At 57.5% G+C, this 26,737-nt stretch carries 19 protein-coding genes, 1 tRNA gene, 2 rRNA genes and 1 riboswitch (1 of these 23 cut by a window edge); of the genes, 10 read left to right on the plus strand and 12 right to left on the minus strand.

Annotated elements, in window-relative coordinates; all coding sequences use genetic code 11:
• Nucleotides 1-2: 2 nt before the first annotated feature.
• Entirely contained in the window at nt 3-1,019 is a 1,017-nt protein-coding gene (locus RMR21_RS12775; RefSeq protein WP_498668365.1) for an NAD-dependent epimerase, read from the plus strand.
• A gap of 30 nt (nt 1,020-1,049) precedes the next feature.
• On the opposite strand, the gene RMR21_RS12780 is transcribed toward RMR21_RS12775, so the two are convergent.
• The 8 genes from RMR21_RS12780 to RMR21_RS12815 form a co-directional block, all read right to left on the minus strand.
• A complete protein-coding gene (locus RMR21_RS12780) occupies nt 1,050-1,361 on the minus strand; it encodes a hypothetical protein (RefSeq protein WP_498668366.1) in 312 nt (103 codons plus the stop codon).
• 215 nt (nt 1,362-1,576) lie between these two features.
• Nucleotides 1,577-2,371, minus strand: coding sequence for an ABC transporter ATP-binding protein (locus RMR21_RS12785; RefSeq protein ID WP_498668367.1), 795 nt, complete (start codon nt 2,369-2,371; stop codon nt 1,577-1,579).
• Nucleotides 2,368-3,387 (minus strand): FecCD family ABC transporter permease, encoded by a 1,020-nt coding sequence (locus RMR21_RS12790; protein ID WP_498668368.1) that lies wholly within the window; start codon nt 3,385-3,387, stop codon nt 2,368-2,370. The genes RMR21_RS12785 and RMR21_RS12790 overlap by 4 nt, the downstream gene beginning before the upstream one ends.
• Before the next feature lie 3 nt (nt 3,388-3,390).
• Nucleotides 3,391-4,422 (minus strand): ABC transporter substrate-binding protein, encoded by a 1,032-nt coding sequence (locus tag RMR21_RS12795; protein ID WP_498668369.1) that lies wholly within the window; start codon nt 4,420-4,422, stop codon nt 3,391-3,393.
• A 186-nt stretch (nt 4,423-4,608) separates the two neighbouring features.
• Nucleotides 4,609-4,837: riboswitch (cobalamin riboswitch) on the minus strand.
• 153 nt (nt 4,838-4,990) lie between these two features.
• Nucleotides 4,991-7,330 carry a glucose/quinate/shikimate family membrane-bound PQQ-dependent dehydrogenase gene (locus tag RMR21_RS12800; RefSeq protein WP_498668370.1) on the minus strand — a complete coding sequence of 780 codons (2,340 nt, stop codon included), beginning with the start codon at nt 7,328-7,330 and terminating at the stop codon, nt 4,991-4,993.
• Between the two features lie 63 nt (nt 7,331-7,393).
• A complete protein-coding gene (locus RMR21_RS12805; protein ID WP_498668371.1) occupies nt 7,394-8,356 on the minus strand; it encodes an asparaginase domain-containing protein in 963 nt (320 codons plus the stop codon).
• Complete coding sequence (locus RMR21_RS12810) at nt 8,353-9,822, minus strand: amino acid permease (RefSeq protein WP_498668372.1); 1,470 nt, start codon at nt 9,820-9,822, stop codon at nt 8,353-8,355. Before RMR21_RS12810 ends, RMR21_RS12805 begins: the two co-directional genes overlap by 4 nt.
• A 338-nt stretch (nt 9,823-10,160) precedes the next feature.
• A complete protein-coding gene (locus RMR21_RS12815; protein ID WP_498668373.1) occupies nt 10,161-10,874 on the minus strand; it encodes a FadR/GntR family transcriptional regulator in 714 nt (237 codons plus the stop codon).
• A gap of 151 nt (nt 10,875-11,025) precedes the next feature.
• Here RMR21_RS12815 and RMR21_RS12820 point away from each other — a divergent pair, with 151 nt between their 5' ends.
• From RMR21_RS12820 to recQ, 9 genes are all read left to right on the plus strand, one after another.
• Nucleotides 11,026-11,613, plus strand: coding sequence for an ANTAR domain-containing response regulator (locus RMR21_RS12820; RefSeq protein WP_498670164.1), 588 nt, complete (start codon nt 11,026-11,028; stop codon nt 11,611-11,613).
• Between the two features lie 31 nt (nt 11,614-11,644).
• Nucleotides 11,645-12,931 carry a CmpA/NrtA family ABC transporter substrate-binding protein gene (locus RMR21_RS12825; protein ID WP_498668374.1) on the plus strand — a complete coding sequence of 429 codons (1,287 nt, stop codon included), beginning with the start codon at nt 11,645-11,647 and terminating at the stop codon, nt 12,929-12,931.
• Nucleotides 12,932-13,300: 369 nt separating this feature from the next.
• A complete protein-coding gene (locus tag RMR21_RS12830) occupies nt 13,301-14,599 on the plus strand; it encodes a CmpA/NrtA family ABC transporter substrate-binding protein (RefSeq protein WP_498668375.1) in 1,299 nt (432 codons plus the stop codon).
• An 18-nt stretch (nt 14,600-14,617) separates the two neighbouring features.
• Nucleotides 14,618-15,514, plus strand: coding sequence for a nitrate ABC transporter permease (gene ntrB, locus RMR21_RS12835; protein ID WP_498668376.1), 897 nt, complete (start codon nt 14,618-14,620; stop codon nt 15,512-15,514).
• 11 nt (nt 15,515-15,525) lie between these two features.
• Complete coding sequence (locus RMR21_RS12840) at nt 15,526-16,323, plus strand: ABC transporter ATP-binding protein (RefSeq protein WP_498668377.1); 798 nt, start codon at nt 15,526-15,528, stop codon at nt 16,321-16,323.
• A 6-nt stretch (nt 16,324-16,329) separates the two neighbouring features.
• Nucleotides 16,330-18,792 (plus strand): nitrite reductase large subunit NirB, encoded by a 2,463-nt coding sequence (nirB, locus tag RMR21_RS12845; RefSeq protein WP_498668378.1) that lies wholly within the window; start codon nt 16,330-16,332, stop codon nt 18,790-18,792.
• A 105-nt stretch (nt 18,793-18,897) separates the two neighbouring features.
• A complete protein-coding gene (nirD, locus tag RMR21_RS12850) occupies nt 18,898-19,227 on the plus strand; it encodes a nitrite reductase small subunit NirD (protein ID WP_498668379.1) in 330 nt (109 codons plus the stop codon).
• Between the two features lie 2 nt (nt 19,228-19,229).
• Nucleotides 19,230-21,887: a nitrate reductase gene (locus RMR21_RS12855; RefSeq protein WP_498668380.1), complete on the plus strand. Its 2,658-nt coding sequence runs from the start codon at nt 19,230-19,232 to the stop codon at nt 21,885-21,887.
• A gap of 87 nt (nt 21,888-21,974) precedes the next feature.
• Nucleotides 21,975-23,783, plus strand: coding sequence for a DNA helicase RecQ (gene recQ / locus RMR21_RS12860; protein ID WP_498668381.1), 1,809 nt, complete (start codon nt 21,975-21,977; stop codon nt 23,781-23,783).
• Between the two features lie 73 nt (nt 23,784-23,856).
• Here recQ and RMR21_RS12865 read toward each other — a convergent pair whose 3' ends face one another.
• From RMR21_RS12865 to RMR21_RS12880, 4 genes are all read right to left on the minus strand, one after another.
• Complete coding sequence (locus tag RMR21_RS12865) at nt 23,857-24,219, minus strand: hypothetical protein (protein ID WP_498670165.1); 363 nt, start codon at nt 24,217-24,219, stop codon at nt 23,857-23,859.
• Nucleotides 24,220-24,436: 217 nt separating this feature from the next.
• Nucleotides 24,437-24,513: transfer RNA gene (locus tag RMR21_RS12870), tRNA-Met, on the minus strand.
• Nucleotides 24,514-24,862: 349 nt separating this feature from the next.
• Nucleotides 24,863-24,977: ribosomal RNA gene (rrf, locus tag RMR21_RS12875) — 5S ribosomal RNA — on the minus strand.
• A 390-nt stretch (nt 24,978-25,367) separates the two neighbouring features.
• A 23S ribosomal RNA gene (locus RMR21_RS12880) occupies nt 25,368-26,737 on the minus strand (it continues 1,437 nt past the right edge of the window).

Genomic DNA, 26,737 nt, shown 5'->3' on the forward strand with positions numbered 1-26,737 from the left:
ACATGCGATATCTGATTACCGGTACGGCTGGCTTCATCGGCTTCCATCTGGCGAAGCGTTTGCTGGACGACGGCCATTTCGTCGTTGGCTTCGACGGAATGACGCAATATTACGACATTGCGCTGAAGGAAAAGCGCCACGCCATTCTGGCCCGCTCCAACGGCTTCAAGGCCCAGATCGGCATGCTGGAAGATGTCGATGCGCTGAACCGTGCAGCAGACCTGGCAGAACCGGAAGTCATCATCCATCTGGCCGCGCAGGCCGGTGTTCGCTACAGCATCGATTGCCCCAAGGACTATGTCAATTCCAACCTGATCGGCTCGTGGAACATTTTGGAGCTGGCAAAGACGCTGCAACCCAAGCATCTGCTCTTGGCATCGACATCATCCATCTATGGTTCGAACGAAAAAGTCCCTTTCGCGGAAAGCGACAAGGCCGACGAGCCGATGACGATCTATGCAGCCACCAAGAAGTCCATGGAACTGATGGCGCACAGCTACGCACATCTTCACAAGGTACCGACGACGGCGTTCCGCTTCTTCACGGTCTACGGACCCTGGGGCCGCCCGGACATGGCCTTGTTCAAATTCGTGGACGCGATGTTGAAGGGCCAGCCGATCGACATCTACGGCGAAGGCAAGATGAGCCGTGACTTTACCTATATCGATGATCTGGTCGAAGGCATCGTAAGGCTCAGCCATATCCCGCCATCGGAAGACAACCGCGTCACGGACGAAGGTGTGATCGATACATTGTCGAAACACGCACCGTTCCGGGTCGTCAATATTGGCGGCGGTCAGCCGGTGGAATTGATGCGCTTCGTCGAGACGGTCGAGGACGTTCTCGGGCAAAAAGCCATTCGCAACATGCTGCCCATGCAGCAAGGCGATGTGCCTCGCACCTTCGCATCGCCCGACCTGTTGCGCGCTCTGACCGGCTACGCACCTGATATCACGATCGAAACCGGCGTTGCCGCTTTTGTGGAATGGTACCGCAACTGGCAGTCCGGCAAAGCCTGATCTCTCGGGCCGCCGGATATTCTCTCAGTATCAGCTATTGGCTTCTTCGCCCTCACCGGCCTGCAACAGACGGGTGAGTTCTGCGCAATTCGGATCACTTGCATCCAGCAACTGCACCGGTGAGGTCCAACCGAGCGTATAGCCAGCCACAGTCGCGATGGCCCAGGACGGGTCTTCACCGGCGCGCTGGAGCAGCTTTGGTCCCTGCGCAGATATACATTGCTGGGATTGCTGAATGGACTGCGCCGACGCGTTGACGCCTTGCATACGCTCCTGCACGTCAGCCTGAATCGGATTGAGAACGAAAAGCGTGATGAACCACGCGGCAATATCGGAAATCATGCGAAAACCTCTGCACACTCGGCGAAGACATCGGAAAAGGTCCGACATCGTAAAAGCGCCGAGACTTTCACCAGAGGGGCCCGGACCAGCGGGTTGACCCAGATGTGGGAGGCCGCTCGGCCAATTCAAGGGACGCGCATCCGAAATCGAACACGCGCCGCGCCGATAAGCTCATACCACGCTTTTGATGCCACGTATTCGCAGCGACAACCGCATCACATGCCTTTGAGTACGGATTGGTTCTCATCAACCGGAAGCCGGTAACGGATGTGGCAGATCCCGCCCTCCCCGCGCTCCACATCCACCTCCACGCCAAAGACGTCGCTGATCAGATCGGCTGTGAAGATAGTCGATGGCTTGCCGAGAGCCACCAGATGTCCGTTTTTCATGACGGCCACCCGGTCGCAGAACATGGCAGCATGGTTCAGGTCATGCAGGGCCGCAGCGACGGTCAGTCGCTGCTTGCGAACAAGATGGAGAAGCGCAATTTGATGGCCGATATCAAGATGATTGGTCGGCTCATCGAGAAGCAGAATATCAGGCTTTTGCGCCAGAGCACGGGCAATGTGCAGCCTCTGCCGCTCGCCACCCGACAAAGTGTGCCATAGGCGCTCGGCAAGATGCTGGGCATCCACATCCAGCAGGGCCTGATCCACGATGGCATCGTCCTGCGAGGACCATGGAGACAGTGCGCCCTTGTGCGGGGTACGACCAAGCTCGACGGCTTGGCGAGCATTGATCCGTTCCTGCGTCTCTGCCTGCTGTTCAACAAGCGCAATGGAGCGCGCAACATCCCGGCGGTTCAGGCTCTGCATGGCCTTTCCATCGAGCGTGACTTGACCGGATCTCGCTTTCCTGATTCCGCAGAGAAGCGACATGAGGCTGGTTTTGCCGGAGCCGTTCGGACCAACGATACCAAGAAATTCGCCCGGCCTGATCTCGAGACTGACATTCTTGACGATTTCAACACCGCCCGCAGACCAGCATAGATCGTGTGCACGAAGCGTCATACCGATCTCCGTCGCTGGCTGAGAATGAGCGCGAAGGCCGGTGCCCCGAACAGTGCCGTGATGACGCCGATGGGCAGCACCTGCCCTGTAATGATGGTGCGCGAGACGATATCGGCAGCGATCATGAACACGGCACCCGTCAGTGCGGCGGCCGGCAACAGACGACCATGTCGAATACCGACGATCATGCGCGCCGCGTGAGGTATGACGAGGCCGATAAAACCGATGGAACCGACGATGCTGACCATAATGGCGGTCATCAAAGCGCAGACCCCTGTCAGAACGATATAGACCCGGCGCACCGGTATGCCGAGGGACGCAGCGGATTCGGAACCGAAAGTGAAGGCATCCAGCGCACGGGCATACCATAGACAGACAACGAAACCTCCCAGAGCGACAGGCAGGGCCAGCCAGACATCCGGCCAACGGACACCAGACAGGTTGCCCAGCAGCCAGAACATGATGCCGCGCGCCTGTTCGGCATTGGCTGCCTTGGTAACGATGAAGGAGGTGATGGCGTTGAAAAGCTGTGAACCGGCAACGCCCGCCAGAATAATGGCGCTGTTACCGCTGCCCGCTCGCAACGCCAAGAGACTGACGAGCGCAAACGCCACCAGAGCGCCGAGAAATGCGCCGAGTGGCATGGTCAGCATACCAGCACCAAAACCCAGAATGGCAACCCCGACTGCGCCGGTAGACGCACCGGCAGAAATGCCGAGAATGTAGGGGTCGGCCAGCGGGTTGCGCAAAAGCGCTTGAAGCACCACCCCAGACAGCGCAAGGGCGGCACCACAACAGGCAGCAACCACCGCCCGGCTGAGGCGGTAGTTCCAGATGATACCTTCATCGATCGCATCGAGAGGATAGCCCGCATGGAACACACGGTTCGCCACCGTCTTGGCAACGACATCCAGTGGAATGGATGTCTCGCCAACGGCGGCACCGAGCCAGAGCGCCAGGGCTAACAACCCGATCGCCAAAAGGACGGCGCGGGTCAGGGTGAAACAAGCGCTCATGGCTTACTTGGACAGTCCAAGCTGGACGACGGCGTCGGCCAGAACTTCGATGCCTTCGATGGTGCGGATCGTCGGGTTCATGGCCTGGGCGTCCATGACGACGACATGGCCCTGCCTCACCGCTGGCATGAGGCTTGCGACCGGGTCTTCTCTGAGGAATGTCTGTTTGACGACAATGTCGTCTGCCGGGTATCGCTTGCGGTCCATCTTGCCGGCGACAATCAGCGTCGGCTGTGACTTCGCGATGGTTTCCCAACCCACCGTCGGCCACTCCTCGTCGCTTTCGATGACGTTCTTGATGCCCAGTGCCGACATGATGTAACCGGGCGCACCATTCTTGCCCGCGACATAGGGGTCGATATCCAACTCTGCGCTGGAGAACCAGAAGACGGCGGAAAGTTTGCCGTCCACGGACGCCATCTTCTTGCGCGCCGCCTCTTCGCGGGCCTTCAGATCAGCCACCAGCTTTTCGCCCTTGTTCTGAACATTGAAAATCTTGGCGAGATCGGTCACTTCCTGATAGATCAGGTCCATGGTGAAGACGGAGTGGCGAACCCCATCACCGCCGCTGGAATTATCCTTACCCGTGCAATCGGCAGGTGATATGTAGACCGGTATCTTCAGTTCCTCGAATTGCTCGGGCTTACCGACCACACCTTCCGGGCCGATATGCCACTGGAATTGTGCCGTCACCAGATCGGGTTTCTTGGCCAGAACACTCTCGAAGCTCGGATCATTATCCGCCAGACGGTCAATCTTGGCATTGGCCTCCTCGTAACCCTTCAGGACGGGGCCGATCCAGACCGCGGTTCCGACAACCTTATCGGCAAGGCCGAGCAAATAAAGAATTTCCGTGGTGCTCTGGCCCACAGATGCGGTGCGCTCGGGCGCATGCGTGAACGTCACGTCTCGACCGCAATTCTTGAGCGTCAGCGGATAGCTCGTCTCAGCCGCTTGCACAGCGGGCAACCATGTGCTGAACGCCGTAACGGCCAATGCCGCAGCACACATCGTCTGTCTGAAATGGAATGTCATTTTCGATAGTCCCCGATCGTCATGGGCGCCACAAAGGCAGCCGTGTATGAACATGTTTAGACAGTCAGTCCGCAACGACGCGACACTGGGACTCTCTGAAACCGGGACATGGCAGATGGAATAGGCGCTGAGCAGCGCTCGATGCAATCACGACGTCTCCTGCTCCGGGCATCCCCGCCCGTGAATTGGAATGAACTTACGACGGCAGGTCTCCTGGCTCACGGATTTGCGTCTTCACCCGACCTTCCCGCGATATCGCTTCGCAGTGGCATGACGCTTTTTAAGAAAAGCGCCAATGGGTTCGACAATCCGCTCACAGTTGCGGGGGCAGCCACGGCATCGGACCGAAATCCTCACCGTATTCCCTATTATTCCTCACGATTGCTCGCTCGAAACCGTCGCGACCAGATAGACGGAATGCGGCCACGTGGTCAAGCATCTCTTTTGTTATGTTATTACATTTTATATTACAAGGTGGTATTTTCTCTAGGCTTCACATCGCCAGCGATCATAACGCGAAAGGCCGGGAATCTCTTCCCGGCCTTGATAGCGAAACGCTCTGCTGTGCTTAGGGCAGCGTGTAGGCAATGACATAGTCACCGGGTTTCGTACCCACCGAACCGTGGCCGCCCGCGACCATGACGACATATTGCTTGCCGTTGTCCATCGCATAGGTCATCGGCGTCGCTTGGCCACCAGCTGGAAGACGTCCCTCCCACAGCTGTTTGCCGGAGGTCAGATCGTAAGCACGCAGATAGTTATCGACGGCGGCACCGAGGAAGGCCACGCCACCCTTGGTAATCATCGGTCCACCGATGCCGGGAACACCAACCTTAAAGGGCAGTGGAAGCGGCGTCATATCGTAAACGGTACCGTTCTTGTGCTTGTAGGCAACGTCACCGGTGCGCAGATCAGCACCCGCGACATAACCCCAGGGCGGCGCCTGGCAGGGCACGCCGAGCGGTCCGAGGAACGGTCCCATCAACACGCCGTAAGGCGCTCCGTCGTTACGGTTGAGGCCCTGCTCGCTGCCTTTTTCATCCTGCCCCTTGGGCGGAATCTGTGCGCGAGGCACAAGTTGCGACGTGAAGGCCAGATAGGTCGGCATGCCAAACATGACCTGACGCTCAGGGTCGACCGCCACGGAACCCCAGTTGAAGGTACCGAAATTGCCAGGGTAGATCAGAGAACCATTCACCGACGGCGGCGTGTAGCGACCTTCATAATTCAGCTGATGGAACTTGATGCGGCACGCCAGCTGGTCGAACATGGAGACGCCCCACATGTTCTTTTCAACCAAGGGCTCGGGCTTGAAGGACAAAGCAGATGTCGGCTGTGTCGGCGCGCTGAAATCTTCCGGAATGGCACCGCCGGGTGCCTTCTCTTCCGTCACGGCCAGGATCGGCTCACCATTGCGTCTGTCGAGAACGTAGATATCACCCTGTTTGGTCGGCCCGACGAGTGCCGGAACAGTCTGGCCGTCTTTTTTTGTGATGTCGAGCAGGACCGGCTGCGCTGGAACGTCCATGTCCCAGAGGTCGTGATGTACCGTCTGGCGCACCCAACGATCTTGTCCCGTGTCGATATCCAGCGCGACGATAGACGAGGAGTATTTCTCAACGCTCTCGCTGCGGCCCATGCCCAACTGATCGGGAACCTGATTGCCGAGCGGAATGTAAACGAGACCAAGCGCTTCATCGACGCTGAACACCGACCAGCTGTTGGGCGAGTTCGTCGTATAGGTTTGGCCCGGCTGCAAAGGCTGCGTCTGCGTCGGATTTCCCGAGTCCCAGTTCCAGATCAAAGCCCCGGTGTTGACGTCAAACGCTCTGATAACGCCGGACTGTTCCTGCGTGGAGTAGTTGTCGTTGACCGCACCGCCGATGATGATCTTGTTGCCGACGATGACAGGTGGGGATGTCGAGTAATAGTAGCCAGCCGGATTGTGCTCCATTCCGGATGCGAGTTGCAGCGTGCCGTTCTGTGCAAACGAATTGCACACCAGACCCGTCGACGCGTCCAAGGCAATCAGACGCGCGTCAGAAGTGGGCAGATAAACGCGCTGTGCGCAGGGCGCACCGGCTTGCACGGCAGGATCGGCATAATATGTCACACCGCGGCATGTCTGATGCTGACGGTCAGGATTGAGACCCGCATTCGGATCGTACTTCCACTTTTCCTTGCCTGTGGCAGCGTCGATGGCAATTGCCCAATTGTGCGGTGTGCAGAGATAGAGCGAGTTTCCCACTTTTAAGGGAGTCACCTGATAGGTTGTTTCGCCCACATCGTCCGGCAGCTTCACGTCGCCCGTCCGGTACCGCCACGCTTCCTTCAGGCCGCTGACATTGTCGGTGTTGATCTGCGCCAAAGGCGAGTACCGCTGACCATAAGAGGTGCGGCCATATTGATACCACTCATTGTCCGGAACAGCGTTTCCATAGGATGGCGACGCCGTTACCACCTCCGTGGGAAGAGCCCCCTCCATGTCCTGAGGATCCTGCGTCATGGCAAAAGCAGCAGCACCGACCGAAACCAGAACGGCCGTCAACAATGGGACAGCGTTTGCGCCATAGGTAATGCCGGTTGGACTGGTAAAGCCCAATGGCTTTCTGATCCAAGGCATCAACAGCCACATGCCGATGACGATGATGAAGCCGCCACGCGGTCCAAGCTGCCACCAGTCAAAGCCGACTTCCCAAAGCGCCCACAGCAACGTGGCGATGACGAAGGCGGCATAAAAATGCAGTGCCAGCTTGTTTCGTTGAAACAACAAAACGGCAGTGATCACGAATGCGATACCCGCCAATGCATAATAAAAGCTTCCGCCCAGCATAACCAGCTGAGAACCGAAACCGAAAATTGCAAGTCCAATGAGCGTCAGGACGACTGCAGTGGATGTGACTGCCATAAAAAGCCCCCGGTGGTCTCCCACGCGGGAAACACGATCAGGCCTTAAAGGTTCCCGAAAAAATCACGATTTCGCCACTTTTTCGAAATCGCCAAAAGCAGCTTGCATATCGCCGGTGTTTTTGGCCGCAGCAATCATCGCCGCAAGCAGAATTCTGGCCTGTCCGGGCCGCAATGTCTGCGCGTGGATGGCGCCTGCCGCACCCAAATCATGGCCTCCACCGCCGCCGCCGTAACCGGCGACAAGCCTGCCAGTGGGCACCCGGCTGGAAACGACCACAGGCACACGAGCATCTCGGCATCGGCCAACAGCTTCGACAATACGGACATTGGCATTACCCGAACCCAGCGCCGCCAGAACAATGCCATCGACGCCAGCCTTGAGGCTGGCATCGATATGGGTCGCTTCGCAGCCAGGATGGATTGCTACGATGTCCACTCTGATATCCTTGACGCTTGCCGAAAGGCCGAGGCTGTGAGGACAGAGGGATGTGCTTGCCAGATCGAACGCGTCGCGCTCATCCGACGAGCGTTTGTAGAGACCCCATGCCGGCAGAAGCTTTCCGCCGAAGCAGACCAGAACGCCTTTTCCGACGTTGGAAGGATCAATGCAGGCTTGGATGGCGGACGACAGATTATCCGGCCCATCCGCCTGCGGGTGATCAGCAGTAAATTGCGCACCGGTAAAGATCACGGGTTTCGTCAGATGGTGCTGGAGATGAACCAGAAGTGCGCTTTCCTCCATGGCATCTGTACCATGAAGAATGACGACGCCGGACACGGCGGGATCGGCAAGCTCCAAGCCCACCGCATCGCTGATATGCTGCATGTCCGACAGCGTCAGGCTGGACGAATCCTTCGCCATCAACTCGACGGGCTTGACCAATACATTGGCGATGGTGAGGCCGGAAACCAGCGTCTCGCCAGAAAGCGCTGGCTTGGCCGCGCCGGTGTCATCGCGCGTGCTGGCAATGGTGCCGCCAGTGGCAATCACAGCCACCTGCATTGTCGTATTCTCAGCGCTCACGCATCGCCTCGAGGTCCAGTCTGCCTGGACGTTTCGGCTTTCGCCAGTTCATGAATGCGATTTCGCAACACATACCATCCCGCAACGAGAGCTGGCGCAATGATGACGAGCGAACCGACCGTCAACGTGCCAGCAGGATAATCCAATGCCATCAGCACCAGAACGCCGAGAAGAAAGACAAGTGTCAATATGCCGGTGTAAGGCGCGCCAAACATTCTGAAATCAGGACGGCTCATTTCTCCCCGCCGCGACAGGTGCCACAGCTTGAGTTGGCATAACACGATGACACCCCAGGCGCAAATAATGCCCAGAGCCGAAAGATTGAGAGCAATTTCAAAGGCCTCGGACGGTATGATGGCGTTGAGAATGACGCCGATGACGGTCACGACAGCGGTTACCGCAATGCCGCCATAGGGCACACCCGCTTTGTTCATCTTGGCCAGAGCGGCAGGTGCCGAGCCGGAAACGGCCATCGAGTGCAGGATGCGCCCCGTCGAATAAAGCCCCGCATTAAGCGATGACAAGACCGCCGTCAGCACAACGAGGTTCATGATGATATCGGCACCTTCGATGCCGATGGAGCCGAAGAAGGTCACGAAAGGGCTCTCGCCGGCCTTGTAGGCCGTATAGGGCAAAAGAAGCGTCAAAAGCAGAACCGAGCCGACGTAGAACACCAGCAACCGGAACACCACGGTGCGGATCGCGCCGGGAATGACCTTGCGCGGATCTTCGGTTTCACCCGCCGTCGTGCCGATCAATTCGATGGAGGCATAGGCAAACAACACCCCTTGAATGATGATGAAGGCGGGCAGGATGCCGTTGGGGAAGAAGCCGCCATTGTCGGTAATCAGGCTGAAGCCCGTGACATGCCCTTCGATCGGTGTGCCGAAAATGACGAAGTAGACGCCGACGATGAGGAATGTTGCGAGCGCGACAACCTTGGTGAGGCTGAACCAGAATTCCAGTTCACCGAACACCTTGACCGACAGCATGTTCATGGCCAGCACGATGATGAGCGCGCCGAGCGCAAAGACCCATTGGTCGATACCCTGCATCCACGGCACATATTGCTTGAAGAAGTTCATATAGATGGCAACGGCAGTGACGTCTGCGACAGAGGTCATGGCCCAGTTCAGCCAGTACATCCAGCCAACCGCAAAGGCCATTTTCTCCCCATAAAACTCGCGGGCGTAGGAAACGAAAGAGCCGGAGGACGGACGATGCATGATGAGCTCGCCCAAAGCGCGCAGCACCAGAAAGGCGAAGAAGCCGCAAGTGGCATAGACGAAAACCAGAGCAGGACCGGCAGCGGCCAGGCGCCCGCCAGCACCGAGAAACAATCCGGTTCCGATGGCGCCGCCAATGGCGATCATCTGAATCTGACGAGGCTTGAGAGCCTTGTGATATCCAAGCTCTTCTTTGAACTGCGTATCGCGGTCGTGATGGTTCTGATTTGGCTGGTTCACTGACAATCGCCCCTCCCTCAGAGCTTTAGTCAGCCGCGCATTCCGATCAATCAGCCAGCAAATCCCAGCCTTACGGTGTCGGCGGCCTTGGCGTTAAAGTCCAAATAAACGATATGCTTCTGTTATGCTGTTAGACAGATTTCCCGGTCCAAATACTGACCATCACTTGCGACGTCAAGCGCTATTGCCATGAAACCGCGACGGAGATCTGGCCACCGAAATGCGACAGCGGACAGCGACGACAAGAAAAATAGGATACCAACCGAACGCGCTGAGCACACACGCATTATCTCTATTGAAATGGCCTGGAAGGACGGATCGGCGCTTCAAAACAACGACTAGCGCAGCGCTCTTTCGCCGCCCAGAATGGACGTGACGATCTGCTTGACCTCACTCAGATGCGCATCCATGGCGCTTCGGGCGGTCTCGTCGGACCCGGCGGCGATGGCTTCGGCAATCAAACGGTGCTCGACATTGGAGGCGATGCGGCGCGGCGCCATGATATTCAACAGCTCCGATTGCTGGCTGAGCGAGCCGCGCGCATCCGAAACGATCTTGGCAAAGACGGAATTGCCGGACGCTTCGGCGATGGCGCTATGGAATTCGGAGTCAAGTTTGACCCATTTGGGCGGGTCCTCCTGCGCATCCATCGCGTCGCAGAGGCTGAGGATCCGAGAGAGCTGCTCGCCGGTTCGCCTGACCGCCGCCCAACCCGCAGCGGGAACCTCGATATAGGGTCTGGCCTCGAGAAGATCGCGGGCGGAGTAGCCGCCGTAACTGAGCCCGGGACTTGGCCTGTCGGTCAGAACGAATGTACCGCTGCCAGTCCGTGTCTGGGTCATGCCCAACGTTTGCAGGGAACGGAGAGCCTCACGCACAATGGGTCGGCTGACGCCATATTTGCCGGCCAGGTGCGTTTCAGCAGGCAAGCGCGTCCCCACGCTCAAACGCCCGGAGACGATTGCCAACCGCAAATCCTCGAAAACCGATTCCGCCGCGCTTTTGCGGGTAATCGGGCTTGCTTCTGATAACCAGTCCACCCCTGCACTCATGTGACAACCTTTTATAAACCCGCGATCGTTGTCAAGGCGTGGACGTGCTGGCTAACGGGTTTTACTGAAACAAAAAAAGCCAAATATGCCCGATTTTTAGTCGCGATGAAAAAGATTGCAAATGATTGTGCGCTGCGTCATCAATGCCCGCATGACGCTGCGCGACCTGACCATTCTAGTGATCGATGAAAACGCCATTCGCGCCTCCATTATCGAGGAGGGTTTGCGAGAGGCGGGACATGACCGTGTCACCGTCATCCACGAGGTCCACGGCGTAGCGCGTATCATCGACACACTCTGTCCCGACGTCATTGTCATCGACATAGAAAATCCAAACCGCGACATGATGGAACATCTGTTTCAACTAACGCGAACAGTGGGACGCCCGATCGCGATGTTCGTGGATCGCTCGGATACGGCCTCTATCGAAGCGGCGGTTGAGGCAGGCGTTTCGGCCTATATCGTCGATGGCCTGAAGAAGGAGCGCGTCAAACCCATTCTGGATATGGCCGTCAGCCGTTTTAATGCGTTCAGCCGCCTGAAACGGGAACTGGCCGACGCCAAATCGGCGCTGGAAGACCGCAAGATCGTCGAGCGCGCCAAGGGCATTCTCATGAAGATGCGCGGCCTGTCTGAAGAAGAAGCTTTCGCACTTTTGCGCCAGACGGCGATGAACGAGAAGAAAAAACTGTCCGAGATCGCGCAAAGCGTGATCACGGCTGCCGGTTTGCTGATGTGAACGGGCGAGGACAGGAAAGGACGTATAGGATATGACGAGCATCGTCAGCGAGAAAACGAAAAACGGTCCGGCAGACACCGCGCCCGCCCTTATCGGCAATGACCGCCAACGCACATTGCGGGCAGGCTTCATTCCGCTCGTCGACGCGTCTGTTCTCATTGCCGCCGCCGAATTCGGTTTCGCAGAGCGGGAGGGGTTGAAGCTCGACCTCGTCAAGGACGTGTCCTGGGCCAATGTGCGCGACCGTCTGGCATTCCGTCAGTTCGATATCGCCCATATGCTATCGCCCATGCCGGTCGCCTCGATGCTGGATCTGGGCTCCAATCCCTCCCCCACCATCACACCGTTTTCTCTGGGGCGCGGCGGCAATGCGATTACGCTTTCGACCAGACTGTTTGCCCGCATGCGCGAGGTGGCGGGCATTTCAGAGACGGCGAGCGCGCTTAACAATGCGACGGCACTGAAAATCCTTCTCGATGAGATGCGCGCGCGTCGCGAAGGCGCACCGACCTTTGGTGTCACCTACCCTTTTTCTTCGCACAATTACGAGTTTCGTTACTGGCTGGCGGCTGGCGGCATCAATCCCGATGAGGACGTCAAACTCGTCGTCGTGCCGCCACCATTGACATCCGATGCACTGGCCGCCGGTGCCATTGACGGCTTCTGCGTCGGCGCACCCTGGAACATGATCGCGAGCGAACGCGGCATTGGCCGCATCGTTGCCGCCAAACAGGACATCTGGCCATCGGCCCCGGAAAAGGTCGTCGGCATGCGCCCTGAATGGGCAGAGGCACAGCCCGAAGCAGTTTCCCGCCTGATCGTGGCGCTGGATGCCGCCGCGCGCTGGTGTGACGATACGGAGAACCATCGCGCTCTGGCCGAGATGCTGGCAGATGCAAAATACATCGCCGCGCCCGAGGAGATCATTCGCCAAGTGCTGGCTGGACGCTTCAGCGTCGATGCGCAGGGCAATCAACGCGTAATCGAGCGCTATTTCACCTTTCATGATAATTTCGCCAACTACCCCCGCAAAAGCCAGGCGCTTTGGATCTACAGCCAGATGATCCGCTGGGGCCAAGCGAACTTTACGCCGCAATCGGCGCAAGCCGCGGCATCGGCCTACCGCAGCGACCTCTATCGTAACGCTCTGGGTGCCTCCCATGCACCGCTGGAACCGGACTTGCGGATTGAAGGCGACATGGACGGCGACCGCTTCATGGATGGCCATGTCTTCGACCCCAGCGCCATCGAGGACTACGTGAACAGCTTCCCCGTCAGCGCGCGCAATCAGTTTTCTTCCGCTTCGGACGATGTCTAACGGTGGCGCACTGCACAAATGCTGCGCATCTAAAATGCTCCACTCACACCATATGCGCAAAATATGAGCCATATAATGCCTGATGAAACTGAGAGAGAACCGCTGTGATTTTAGAAATACCCTTTTTATTTCAAAGGCATAATTTGTGAATATCAAACTGGCATAGCGCTTGCTTTGTAGAAAGCACTCGGTCAACGGCGATCGAGGATAAAAGCGCTTCACTGCTGCTTACCAACGACACAGACGTCGCAAGGTTTTTGCTGACCGGGACCTCCCTCCCGGCAAACGCAATCTCCGAGCGGCGTTTTTTTGTTTTTTACCTTTCGCAAACAGCGCCGGAACGGCGGATCAAAAATGGGGAACATGCGAATGACACCGACATTCACCGGCAATCTGAGCCGCCGCGGCATGCTGAAAACCACTGCCACAGCAGCGCTGATCACGGCCATGAAATCCGCTTTCCCCTCCGGCGCTTTCGCCGCAACCGCCACACCGGAAGTCACCGGCGCCAAGCTGGGCTACATCGCCCTGACCGACGCAGCGCCGCTGATCGTCGCCTTGGAAAAGGGTCTGTTCGCGAAATACGGCATGCCCGATGTCGAGGTTGCCAAGCAGGCATCCTGGGGTGCCACGCGCGACAATCTCGTTCTCGGCGGCGCTTCGAACGGCATCGATGGCGCGCATATTCTCACCCCCATGCCGTACCTCATGCACACCGGCAAGGTGACGCAGAACAATGTGCCCGTGCCGATGGCGATCCTTGCCCGCCTCAATCTCGATAGCCAGGGCATTTCGGTTGCCAAGGACTATGCCGAGACCGGCGTGCAGATGGATGCGTCCAAGCTGAAGGCTGCTTTCGAGAAAAAAAAGGCTGAGGGCAAGGAAATCAAGGCGGCCATGACCTTCCCCGGCGGCACGCATGATTTGTGGCTGCGTTACTGGCTGGCCGCTGGCGGCATCAATCCGGACAAGGATGTGTCCACCATCGTCGTTCCACCGCCGCAGATGGTCGCCAACATGAAGGTTGGCAACATGGACGTCTTCTGTGTGGGCGAACCTTGGAACGAACAACTGGTCAATCAGGGCATCGGTTTTACTGCCTGTACAACCGGCGAGCTTTGGAAGGGCCATCCCGAAAAGGCGCTCGGCATGCGCGCCGACTGGGTGGAAAAGAACCCGAATGCTGCAAAGGCCATCTTGATGGCCGTCATGGAAGCCCAGCAATGGTGCGACAGCATGGACAACAAGGATGAAATGTCGGCCATTCTCGGCAAACGCCAATGGTTCAACGTACCGCCAAAGGACGTGCTGGGCCGCCTGAAAGGCGACATCAATTATGGCAATGGCCGCGTGGCACACGGCACCGATCTGCAGATGAAATTCTGGAAGGACGCGGCGTCCTATCCGTTCCAGAGCCACGACACATGGTTCATCGCCGAGAATGTGCGCTGGGGTAAATTTGCACCTGATACTGACATCAAGGCACTGGTCGCACAGGTCAACCGTGAAGACCTGTGGCGCGAAGCCGCCAAGGATCTGGGCGTTGCTGCCGCTGATATTCCGGCCTCCAAGTCTCGCGGCAAGGAGACCTTCTTCGACGGCAAGGTTTTCGATCCGGAAAACCCATCCGCCTATCTCGACAGCCTCTCGATCAAAGCTGCTTCCTAAACGCGACAGGATAGAACCATGACCGCAACAGCCCGCAAGACAGAGAATACGGCTATCACTGCCGCTGTACCGAAAAGCGGAACCGTTATCGCCATCAACCGCCGCCCGGTGCAGGGCCTGAACGCCAAGAAGATCGCGGCTTCCATCGCCCGCAATGTCGTTCCGCCGTTTGTCGTGCTGGCGCTGTTGCTGGGCATATGGCAGGTGCTCTGTTCGGGGCCGGGCGCAACCCTGCCGCCGCCAAGTCAGGTGTTTCAGGAAAGCTATGACCTGATTGCCTATCCATTCTTCAGCTATGGAACGCAGGATATCGGCCTTGGCTGGCGCGTGCTGATTTCGCTGGAGCGCGTGGCCTACGGTTTTGGTCTCGCTGCCATCGCCGGTGTGATCATGGGTGCGGTGATCGGCCAGTCTATCTGGGCGATGCGCGGTCTCGATCCGATCTTTCAGGTGCTGCGCACCGTGCCACCACTCGCATGGTTGCCACTTTCGCTGGCTGCTTTTCAGGACAGCAACCCCTCAGCCATCTTCGTGATTTTCATCACGTCGATCTGGCCTGTCATCATCAACACCGCCGTCGGCGTGCGCAACATTCCGCAGGATTACCGCAACGTGGCGAAGGTACTGCGGCTGAACCAGCTGGAGTTTTTCTACAAGATCATGCTGCCATCGGCGGCACCCTACATCTTTACCGGCCTGCGCATCGGTATCGGTCTGTCATGGCTTGCCATCGTTGCCGCTGAAATGCTGACCGGCGGCGTGGGCATCGGCTTCTTCATCTGGGACGCGTGGAACTCCTCGCGCCTGCCCGACATCATCGTCGCTCTCGCTTACATCGGCGTCGTCGGCTTCGTGCTGGACAAGCTGGTGGCGGCGCTCGGCAATGTCATCACCCGTGGCGCAGCGACAAATTGAGGGAGACCCCTATGAACGCCTATCTCAAGCTCGACCATATCGACAAATATTTCGACAAGGGCGGCGTCCGCGCCGAGGTGCTGAAAGGCATCGATCTCACCATCGGCAAGGGCGAATTCGTCTCCGTCATCGGCCATTCCGGCTGCGGCAAGTCCACCATGCTGAACCTGATCGCCGGCCTGACGAAGGTGTCGTCCGGTGTGGTTCTCTTGGAAAACCGCGAGGTCAACGAACCCGGTCCGGAACGCGCCGTGGTGTTCCAGAACCACAGCCTGCTGCCGTGGTTGAGTGTCTATGAGAACGTCAATATCGGCGTCGAAAAGATCTTCCGCTACACCAAGACCAAGGCGGAACGCCACGAATGGGTGATGCGCAATCTGGACCTCGTGCAGATGGCCCATGCGAAAGACAAGAAGCCGTCCGAAATTTCCGGCGGCATGAAGCAGCGCGTCGGCATTGCCCGCGCGCTGGCCATGGAGCCGAAAATCCTGCTACTGGACGAACCCTTCGGCGCGCTGGATGCCCTCACCCGCGCCCATTTGCAGGATGCGGTGATGGAAATCCATGCCCGTCTCGGCAACACCATGATCATGATCACCCACGATGTGGATGAGGCTGTTCTTCTCTCGGACCGCATCGTCATGATGACCAACGGCCCCGCCGCCAACATTGGCGAAATTCTGGATGTGCCGCTGGCAAGGCCGCGCAACCGCATCGACCTTGCATCAGACCGAACCTATCTCAAATGCCGCGAAGCCGTGCTGAAGTTCCTCTACGAACGTCACCGCTTCGTCGAAGCTGCGGAGTAATTCCCCATGTCCGAAACAAAGACAGAAAAACTTGTCATCATCGGAAACGGCATGGCACCCGGACGCATGCTCGAAGAACTCTTCGAGAAGGCACCGGGCCGTTTTCAGGTCACCATCTTCAACGCAGAACCCCGCGTCAATTACGACCGCATCATGCTTTCACCCGTGCTATCGGGTGAAAAGTCCTTTGAGGACATCATCATCCATGGTGACGGCTGGTACATTCAGCACGGCATCACGCTCTACAAGGGCCACCGCATCGTCAACATCGACCGTGCTGCCAAGACGGTGACATCCGATCACGGCGTGACCGAAAGCTATGACAAGCTCGTCATCGCCACAGGCTCGGTGCCCTTCATCATCCCCGTTCCCGGCAAGGATCTGCCGGGTGTCATCACCTACCGCGATCTGGATGATGTGGATGCGATGCTGCTGGCAGCGCAATCCCGCGAAAAGGCCATCGTCATCGGCGGCGGTCTGCTGGGTCTGGAAGCGGCAGCCGGTCTTTCCATGCGCGGCATGGACGTCACGGTTCTGCATGTTATGCCGACGCTGATGGAGCGCCAGCTCGATCCGGCAGCCGGATATCTTCTGCAAAAGGCAATGGAAGATCGCGGTATCAAGGTCATCACCAAGGCCAACACCAAGCAGATCCTCGGCACCGATAAGGTCGAGGGCATCGAACTCGACAATGGTACGATTATCCCGGCCACGCTGGTGGTGATGGCGGTCGGTATCCGTCCCAATGCCGGTCTGGCAAAGGACGCCGGCCTTGCGGTCAATCGCGGCATCGTCGTGGATGCGGGCATGCAGACATCCGACGGTGATATTCTGTCTGTCGGCGAATGCGCCGAAGTGGGCGGCATGGTCTATGGCCTCGTCGCGCCGCTTTACGAGATGGCCAGAATTGCCGCCTCGCATCTGGCTGGCGATACGACACCCGCCTTCGTGCACGCCGATACGCCCACCAAGCTGAAGGTCACGGGCATCAACCTGTTCTCCATCGGTGATTTTGCCGATGGCGATGACCGCGAGGAAATCGTGCTGCGTGACGCCACCGCTGGCGTCTACAAGCGCGTGATCTTGAAGGACAACCGCATTATCGGCACCGTGCTTTACGGGGAAACAGCCGATGGTGCCTGGTTCAACGACCTGAAGAAAAAAGCGACCGACATTTCGGCGATGCGTGAAACCCTTATCTTCGGCCAGGCCTATCAGGGAGGGTCCCCACTGGACCCCATGGCGGCCGTTGCAGCCTTGCCGGATGATGCGGAAATCTGTGGCTGTAACGGCGTTTGCAAGAGTAAAATCACCTCCACCATCACGTCGAAGGGGCTGACATCGCTGGACGATGTTCGCGCACACACCAAGGCGTCGGCCTCGTGCGGCTCCTGCACAGGCCTCGTTGAGCAACTGATGACACTGACACTGGGCGACAGCTATAATCCCGCTGCCGTTCAACCCATGTGCAACTGCACCGACCTCGGCCATGATGACGTGCGCCGTCTGATCAAGGCGAAGGGTCTGAAAACCATTCCTGCCGTCATGCAGGAACTGGAGTGGAAGACATCCTGTGGGTGCGCGAAATGTCGCCCGGCACTGAATTACTACCTCGTCTGCGATTGGCCGGATGAATATGCAGACGACTACCAGTCGCGCTACATCAACGAGCGCGTTCACGCCAACATCCAGAAGGACGGCACTTATTCCGTCGTGCCACGCATGTGGGGCGGCGTGACCAATGCCAACGAGCTGCGCGCCATCGCCGATGTTGTCGACAAGTTCGAGATACCGATGGTGAAGGTCACCGGCGGTCAGCGTATCGATTTGCTGGGCATCGAAAAGGAAGACCTGCCTGCCGTCTGGGCAGATCTCGGCAAGGCCGGTTTCATCTCCGGTCAGGCCTATGCCAAGGGCCTTCGCACCGTCAAAACCTGCGTCGGTTCGGACTGGTGCCGCTTCGGCACGCAGGACAGTACCGGCTTCGGCATCCGCATCGAAAAGTTTATGTGGGGTTCGTGGACACCGGCCAAGCTGAAGCTGGCCGTATCAGGCTGTCCGCGCAACTGCGCTGAAGCCACCTGCAAGGATATCGGCGTGATCTGCGTTGACAGTGGCTTTGAAATCCACTTCGCGGGTGCGGCCGGTCTCGATATCAAAGGCACCGAGGTTTTGGGTCTGGTGAAGACCGAGGACGAGGCGCTGGAGCATATCGTGGCGCTGACGCAGATGTATCGCGAACAGGGCCGTTACCTTGAGCGCATCTACAAATGGGCCAAGCGCATCGGTTACGATGAGGTTCGCCGCCAGATCATGGGTGATGCTGAAAAGCGAAAGGCTTACTTCGAACGCTTCGTCTTCAGCCAGAAATTCGCGCAGGTCGATCCATGGTCGGAACGCGTATCCGGCGAACATAAGCACGAGTTCAAACCGATGGCGACCATCGGGTTCAATCAAGCCGCAGAGTGACCACCCGCTTATCGAAGTGGGTCGGACGCAGGGCGTCGGGTGGGGTGGAAAAGAGGAGTTTTCGCCCCACCCAAAATTCTAACCGCGAAGGATAGGACGAAAACAATGAATTGGGTCGATATCGGTGACATCACAGACATTCCTCTGCGCGGCGCACGATGCGTAAAAACGCCTGCAGGCAAGATCGCGATTTTCCGCACGGCTGACAACGATGTCTATGCCATTGAGGACCATTGCCCGCACAAGGGCGGCCCCTTAAGCCAAGGCATCGTGCATGGCGCGTCGGTCACATGTCCCCTGCACAACTGGGTCATTTCTCTGGAAACCGGCAAGGCGTTGGGTGCGGATGAAGGTGCGGTGCGCACCATTCCCGTGCGCAATGTGGATGGGCAGCTTTCGATTGCCATCGAAAGCCTGATGATCGCAGCGGAGTAATCATGGCAAAAGAGGTCAAGACCACCTGTCCCTATTGCGGCGTCGGTTGCGGCGTCATTGCCAACATTGCGGATGATGGTGCCGTCTCCGTGAAAGGCGACCCCGATCACCCTGCCAATCTGGGACGGCTCTGTTCCAAGGGGTCGGCACTGGCGGAAACCATCGATCTGGACGGGCGGCTGCTCTATCCGCAGATCAATGGCGAGCGGGTGGAGTGGGACAGCGCGCTTGATCTCGTGGCCTCGAAATTCTCCGACGCCATTGCCCAACACGGACCAGATTCCGTGGCTTTTTATGTCTCAGGCCAATTGCTGACCGAAGACTATTACGTCGCCAACAAGCTGATGAAAGGTTTCATCGGCTCTGCCAACATCGACACCAATTCGCGGCTGTGCATGTCGTCTTCCGTCGCCGGTCATCGCCGCGCCTTCGGTTCGGATACGGTCCCGGGACTTTACGAAGACATCGAACTCGCCGATCTCGTCATCCTCACCGGCTCCAATCTGGCATGGTGCCATCCCGTCATCTACCAGCGCCTTGCCGCCGCAAAGGCTGAGCGCCCAGACATGCGCATCGTGGTCATCGACCCACGCCGCACTATGACCTGCGATATCGCCGATATGCATCTGGCCATCCGCGCGGATGGTGATGTCGCGCTGTTTACCGGTCTGCTGGCTCATCTGGCAAAAGGCCCGGCGATTGACCGCGCCTATGTCGATAGCTTCACAAACGGCTTCGATGAGGCCACTCGAGCCGCAACCGCTTTCAGCTCTGACAAGATTTCCGAAGCGACCGGGCTGTCCATCACTGAGCTGAAACGCTTCTATCAGCTTTTCGAGAACACCGAAAAAGTCGTCACCTGCTATAGCCAAGGCGTCAACCAATCGGCCAGCGGCACGGATAAAGTCAACGCCATCATCAATTGCCACCTCGCCACCGGTCGCATCGGCAGGCCGGGCATGGGACCGTTTTCGCTGACCGGCCAGCCCAACGCCATGGGTGGCCGCGAAGTCGGCGGTCTCGCCAACATGCTGGCCGCCCATATGGCCATCGAAAGTGCCGATGACCGGGATCGCGTCCAGCGGTTCTGGAGTTCACCCGCCATTGCCAACAAGCCCGGCCTGAAAGCGGTCGATCTGTTCAAGGCTGTCGCAGATGGCCGTATCAAGGCGCTCTGGATCATGGCGACCAACCCCGTGGTATCCATGCCGGATGCGAGCGCCGTCGAGGCAGCGCTGAAAATCTGCCCCTTCGTTGTCGTCTCCGACATCATGCAAGACACCGACACCACACGCCACGCGCACGTTCTTCTGCCCTCACTCGGCTGGGGCGAAAAAGATGGCACGGTCACAAATTCCGAACGCCGCATCTCGCGCCAGCGCGGCTATCTGGATGCACCGGGTGAAGCGACCGCAGACTGGTGGCAAATGGCCGAAGTCGGCCGTCGCATGGGGTTTGCCGAAGCGTTCGACTACGCTGGCCCAGCCAGCATCTTTGCCGAACATGCCAATCTCTCGACCTATGAAAATCACGGATCACGGGATTTCGACATCGGCGCATATTCTGATGTGGGCATGTCAGATTATGACGAGATGGCTCCTTTCAACTGGCCACAGCCCGCCTCTGCCCGAACAGAAGCCACACGCTTTTTTGCCGATGGCAAATTCTTCCATGCCGATGGCAAGGCCCGCTTTATCAGCCCAGTTCTGCCGCAGACGCGCCAGACATCAGCGGATTATCCCCTGACACTCAACACCGGCCGCATTCGTGACCAGTGGCACACGATGACGCGAACCGGAAAAAGCGCCCGCCTATCATCCCATATCGCAGAGCCTTTCGTGGAACTGCATCCACGCGACGCCATGGAAGCGGGCATCGAAAGCGCTGATCTCGTCGAAATCAAAAGCCCGCTTGGCAGGATCATCGTTCGCGCGCTGGTCACGGACCGGCAGGCGCGGAGCAATGTTTTTGTACCCATGCACTGGAACGATCAGTTCGCCGCCAATGCCCGTGTCGACAAACTTGTTCCGTCAATAACCGATCCATTTTCCGGCCAACCGGCATCGAAAAACATCGCCGTTAAGGCACAGCGTTTTCAAGCAAAGGCCTATGCTTTTGCCGTGACGCAGATCAAGCCGCAGGGCCTCGATTGTGCCTATTGGGCGCTGGCAAAAGCAGACGGCGGTTATCGTCTGGAAATGGCATTCGAAGAGGTTCCAGAGGACTGGATGAGCTGGGGGCGTGCGGTGTTTGGCATCGATCCGCGTATTGAGCCCATTGGTTACGCCGATAACAGCGCCGGTCAGGTGCGTCTTGCCTTTTTTGATGGCGAAACGCTGCTTGCGGCTTTGTTCATCGCCAACACGCCCGTGGCCGTCGCCCGCAACTGGGCCATTTCCCAGCTGGCCACCCACCATGAAGATTTGCGCACACGGTTCGCGCTGGTCGCTGGTCGCCCCGGCGCTGGCAAGGCAGACCCCGGTGCAACGGTCTGCTCGTGCTTCAGCGTTGGTGTAAATCAAATCACGGCAGCAATACGCAACGGATGCCACACCGTTGAAGCCATCGGCAAAACCCTGAATGCCGGAACCAATTGCGGCTCCTGCCGCGCTGAGATCAGGGGCATCATAGATGGCTGCCTCAAAACCGCAGCGGAGTGATTGGCAGTGTATGCCGCTTTAAAGGGGTTGTGATTATTCTGAATATGGAATGAGGTGCCGCGCGAGCGAATCTTAAAGAAGACATCCGTGAATACTGATCCATTCCATATTCTGAAAACCATCTATGGCTACGATACCTTCCGGGGACAGCAGGCAGACATCGTCCAGCACGTCATCGCCGGTAACAACGCGTTTGTGCTGATGCCGACGGGCGGCGGCAAGTCTCTCTGCTACCAGATTCCCGCGCTCTCTCGGCCTGGCATGGGCCTCGTCGTATCGCCGCTGATTGCATTGATGGTTGATCAGGTCGCCGCTCTGCGACAGGCCGGTGTCAGGGCAGAAGCGCTCAACTCCAACCTGTTGCCAGATGAGCGTCGCGCCTTGTGGGCCGATATCCGCGCGGGCAAGGTCAGCATTCTCTATGCAGCCCCCGAAACCTTGCTGAAGACCGATGTTCTGGATTCTCTCCAAAACGTGCCGCTATCGCTCATCGCCATCGACGAGGCCCACTGCCTATCGCAATGGGGACACGATTTCCGGCCGCCCTATCGCCAGCTCGACCTGTTGATAGAGCGGTTTCCCGATACACCGCGCATGGCGCTGACAGCGACTGCCGATGAACCGACCCGCGCGGAAATTCTGGATCATATGCGCATTGATGGCGATGATGCCTTCATCGCAGGCTTCGACCGCCCCAACATTCGCTACGCCATCATGGAAAAGGACAATCCGAGGTCGCAGGTCAAACGCTTCCTGAGAGATCACAAAGGCGAAAGCGGCATCATCTATTGCCTGTCCAAACGAAAAACCGAGGAAACGGCCGAATGGCTGCGCAGCGAAGGTTATGACGCCCTTTCCTACCATGCCGGCATGGACAGGGCAGATCGCGAAGCCAACCAGACCCGCTTCCAGCACGGTGAAGCGATCATCATGGTCGCCACGATCGCATTCGGAATGGGCATCGACAAGCCGGACGTCCGTTTCGTCGTCCACATCGATCTGCCCAGCAGCATCGAGGCCTATTATCAGGAAACAGGCCGTGCCGGTCGTGACGGCCTGCCATCCGATGTCCTCATGCTCTACGGCTCCGACGACATCGCGCTGCGCAACCGTTTTATCGAAGGCTCGGATGCCTCGGACCAGCGCAAACACATGGAGCGACAAAAGCTCGATGCGCTGCTGGGCTTGGCCGAGACGGCGGGGTGCAGACGACAGGCTCTCCTCTCCTATTTCGGAGACAGTTGCGAACCCTGCGGCAATTGCGACACCTGCGCCCAACCGCCAGAACTGTTCGATGGCACGATCGCTGCCCAGAAAATCCTGTCCTGCATCTACAGAACGGGCGAACGTTTTGGCCAAGCCTATATTATCACCGTTTTGCTGGGTGTCGAAGACGAACGAATTACCCGCTTTGGCCATGACAAGATCACCACCTATGGCATCGGGAAGGAGCATGACAACAGGACCTGGCGCGCCATTTTGCGCCAATTGATTGCGTCACGCCTGCTAGAAGTGGATCTTGAGGGCCATGGCGGCCTTTCCATGTCTGAGACTGGCCGGCAGTTCCTGAGGGAAAAGCCGACGCTGATGCTGCGAAAACCTCAAGCTCCTCGCAAGGCGAGCCGCGACCGAAATCTTAGTGGAAACAAAACTGTCAGTCTTCCCGATGAAGATGCAGCACTGTTTCAGGCCCTGCGCGAACGCCGCATGGAAATCGCGCGTACCCAAAACCTGCCGCCCTATGTCATCTTCCATGACAAGACACTGATCGAACTTGCCGGTGCACGACCGACATCGCGATCCGAGATGGCCAAAGTGCCGGGCGTCGGCGAAGCGAAACTGGATCGCTACGGCCCGGCATTTCTCGAGGTGATCTCGCAGTTTATGTCTCAATAGACACCAGACGAAAGCATCGTCCGCGCTCGACGACGTCGAACGCGGTCAGATCGCACCAATAGGGTCAGGGCGGTTACGCCTCTACCTTCTCGCTCACGTCGTCCAGCAGAAAATAGGTGACCACATAGGGTGTCTGAAAAGGCTTGCCACTATCGGAAACACCTTCCTCTACGCCTCCATCCACAGGGTGCCATTTCTGATAATGCGGATTGTTCGTAATGAGGGTAATCGCCTTGCCTGAAAATGACCCTTGGACCCGGTAACGGGTTTCGGCAAGTGGCCAGATGCGTTCATAATCGGCCTGCGTCATGCGCACCTTGAGCGCCTGACGTTTCGTTATCTCTCCACGCACATGACCCGCTGGGTCGATTGCAGGCACATCAAGCGTGACCTCCTGCGCATTGTCCAAAACAGAATTGAATTCGTCCGGCCACATCCGTCTCATGAAACGCTCCTCCCAAGCTTTTCCTCGTCGTGACTGGAAATATAGCCCCTATCGGCGAGCGCGCAATCCCCCTATCCACAGAGAGAGCAGCTCAGACCGAAACGGCCTCATAATCCATAGAGAGGGTTATGATTTTTACGCGAGAACGATTCAGGTGTTCCTGACAAGAACTTCTGTTTTATATTTTGTGATTGATATGTCTGTATTTTGGTTGCGGGGGCAGGATTTGAACCTGCGGCCTTCAGGTTATGAGCCTGACGAGCTACCGGGCTGCTCCACCCCGCGTTACCAGGTTTTTGCGTTTGCAAAAACCGCCATAGCAAACTCGCAGAGTTTGCGTCACTACCCGACTTTTGCGTTAGCAAAATGTCGCTTTTTTCCCGGTTTTTGCCTTGGGCAAAATACCGATCATGTACACCGCAAGGCGGTTTACATGGAGTGCCGGAGCAAATTGCGTAGCAACTTGTCTCCTGTAAGGGACGCACCTCTTTTTTTGGTACGCCGATCTTTGATTTGTTTTCGGCTTATCGCTTCAACGACGAAAGGCCGCTTGATGCGGCCCTTTGTATCGGCTGGGCCGAAGTTTGTTTATGTTTGAGAAGATTGTTGTTTTATGATGTGTTGCGTTTTGCAGACCTGGCAGCGACCTACTCTCCCGCGTCTTAAGACGGAGTACCATTGGCGCAGGGGCGTTTCACGGCCGTGTTCGGAATGGGAACGGGTGCAGCCGCCCCGCAATAACCACCAGGTCGGCAAAACGCAACATATGTTCATGCGGAGCATGAACATATGATTGCTTGTGATTGGTGTAGCTTATCCTGTTCGCTTGACGCTCACAGGGCACACCAATGGTCGATACGGCACCCTTTGCGAGTGTACGTTTGACCAAAGCAACATGTTCATGTTTTCACATGGAAACTGTTGTTTCGAGAAGCTGGGTGGCATTGCCACTTTTTGTCTTAATTACACGTCTTCCTGTGACCTGTCCGTATGGTGCCTTGCTCGAAGTTCGAGCGTGCCACCCATACAGGACGATAGTCCGTCGCGCCCTGTGGCGCGCGCCGTCTGCAGGGCTTTTGGCCCGTGAAGACAGAACAGTTGATGTTTATCTTCGATAAACATGAACATAATCAATGGGAACGAAGAAGTCGATCGAGCTATTAGTAACGGTAAGCTTCATGCATTGCTGCACTTCCACACCCGTCCTATCAACGTGGTCGTCTTCCACGGCTCTGATAGGGAACACTCGTTTTCAGGTTGGTTTCCCGCTTAGATGCCTTCAGCGGTTATCCATTCCGTATATAGCTACTCTGCTATGCCCTTGGCAGGACAACAGATCCACCAGAGATACGTCCATCCCGGTCCTCTCGTACTAGGGACAGATCCTGTCAATATTCCTACACCCACGGCAGATAGGGACCGAACTGTCTCACGACGTTCTGAACCCAACTCACGTACCGCTTTAAATGGCGAACAGCCATACCCTTGGGACCTGCTCCAGCCCCAGGATGCGATGAGTCGACATCGAGGTGCCAAACAACCCCGTCGATATGGACTCTTGGGGGTCATCAGCCTGTTATCCCCGGCGTACCTTTTATCCGTTGAGCGATGGCCCTTCCACACGGGACCACCGGATCACTATGACCGACTTTCGTCTCTGCTCGACTTGTCAGTCTCGCAGTCAGGCGGGCTTATGCCATTGCACTCGACGACCGATTTCCGACCGGTCTGAGCCCACCATCGCGCGCCTCCGTTACTCTTTCGGAGGCGACCGCCCCAGTCAAACTACCCACCATACACTGTCCCGGATCCGGATAACGGACCGCGGTTAGACATCCACGAAGATAAGGGTGGTATTTCAAGGATGGCTCCACGAGAACTGGCGTCCCCGCTTCAAAGCCTACCACCTATCCTACACATGCCTTGGCGAATGCCAGTGTAAAGCTATAGTAAAGGTGCACGGGGTCTTTCCGTCTGACCGCAGGAACCCCGCATCTTCACGGGGAATTCAATTTCACTGAGTCTATGTTGGAGACAGCGGGGAAGTCGTTACGCCATTCGTGCAGGTCGGAACTTACCCGACAAGGAATTTCGCTACCTTAGGACCGTTATAGTTACGGCCGCCGTTTACTGGGGCTTCAGTTCAGAGCTTGCACCCCTCCCTTTAACCTTCCAGCACCGGGCAGGCGTCAGGCCCTATACGTCGTATTGCTACTTCGCAGAGCCCTGTGTTTTTGATAAACAGTCGCTACCCCCTGGTCTGTGCCACCCTGACATACTTGCGTACAACAGGGTCACGCTTCTTCCGAAGTTACGCGTGCAATTTGCCGAGTTCCTTCAACATAGTTCTCTCAAGCGCCTTGGTATACTCTACCTGACCACCTGTGTCGGTTTCGGGTACGGTCTATACGGTGGAGCTATTTCCTGGAACCTCTTCGCCGCCCAACCAATCCAATAAGGTTGAACAACACACGAGATCCGTCACTACCACCAGGCCCACGAATATTAA

It is taken from the genome of Agrobacterium sp. rho-8.1, from assembly GCF_033957725.1.
In the GTDB taxonomy this organism is placed as follows: domain Bacteria; phylum Pseudomonadota; class Alphaproteobacteria; order Rhizobiales; family Rhizobiaceae; genus Agrobacterium.

What these genes read in the sequence shown, in the direction of transcription:
- RMR21_RS12865 (WP_498670165.1), bottom strand. Translation starts at nt 24,219, where the DNA reads ATGTGGCCGGACGAATTCAATTCTGTTTTGGACAATGCGCAGGAGGTC.
- nirD (WP_498668379.1), top strand. Translation starts at nt 18,898, where the DNA reads ATGAATTGGGTCGATATCGGTGACATCACAGACATTCCTCTGCGCGGC.
- RMR21_RS12785 (WP_498668367.1), bottom strand. Translation starts at nt 2,371, where the DNA reads ATGACGCTTCGTGCACACGATCTATGCTGGTCTGCGGGCGGTGTTGAA.
- nirB (WP_498668378.1), top strand. Translation starts at nt 16,330, where the DNA reads ATGTCCGAAACAAAGACAGAAAAACTTGTCATCATCGGAAACGGCATG.
- RMR21_RS12815 (WP_498668373.1), bottom strand. Translation starts at nt 10,874, where the DNA reads ATGAGTGCAGGGGTGGACTGGTTATCAGAAGCAAGCCCGATTACCCGC.
- RMR21_RS12855 (WP_498668380.1), top strand. Translation starts at nt 19,230, where the DNA reads ATGGCAAAAGAGGTCAAGACCACCTGTCCCTATTGCGGCGTCGGTTGC.
- RMR21_RS12830 (WP_498668375.1), top strand. Translation starts at nt 13,301, where the DNA reads ATGACACCGACATTCACCGGCAATCTGAGCCGCCGCGGCATGCTGAAA.
- RMR21_RS12800 (WP_498668370.1), bottom strand. Translation starts at nt 7,330, where the DNA reads ATGGCAGTCACATCCACTGCAGTCGTCCTGACGCTCATTGGACTTGCA.
- RMR21_RS12780 (WP_498668366.1), bottom strand. Translation starts at nt 1,361, where the DNA reads ATGATTTCCGATATTGCCGCGTGGTTCATCACGCTTTTCGTTCTCAAT.
- RMR21_RS12775 (WP_498668365.1), top strand. Translation starts at nt 3, where the DNA reads ATGCGATATCTGATTACCGGTACGGCTGGCTTCATCGGCTTCCATCTG.
- RMR21_RS12820 (WP_498670164.1), top strand. Translation starts at nt 11,026, where the DNA reads ATGACGCTGCGCGACCTGACCATTCTAGTGATCGATGAAAACGCCATT.
- RMR21_RS12840 (WP_498668377.1), top strand. Translation starts at nt 15,526, where the DNA reads ATGAACGCCTATCTCAAGCTCGACCATATCGACAAATATTTCGACAAG.
- RMR21_RS12790 (WP_498668368.1), bottom strand. Translation starts at nt 3,387, where the DNA reads ATGAGCGCTTGTTTCACCCTGACCCGCGCCGTCCTTTTGGCGATCGGG.
- RMR21_RS12825 (WP_498668374.1), top strand. Translation starts at nt 11,645, where the DNA reads ATGACGAGCATCGTCAGCGAGAAAACGAAAAACGGTCCGGCAGACACC.
- ntrB (WP_498668376.1), top strand. Translation starts at nt 14,618, where the DNA reads ATGACCGCAACAGCCCGCAAGACAGAGAATACGGCTATCACTGCCGCT.
- RMR21_RS12795 (WP_498668369.1), bottom strand. Translation starts at nt 4,422, where the DNA reads ATGACATTCCATTTCAGACAGACGATGTGTGCTGCGGCATTGGCCGTT.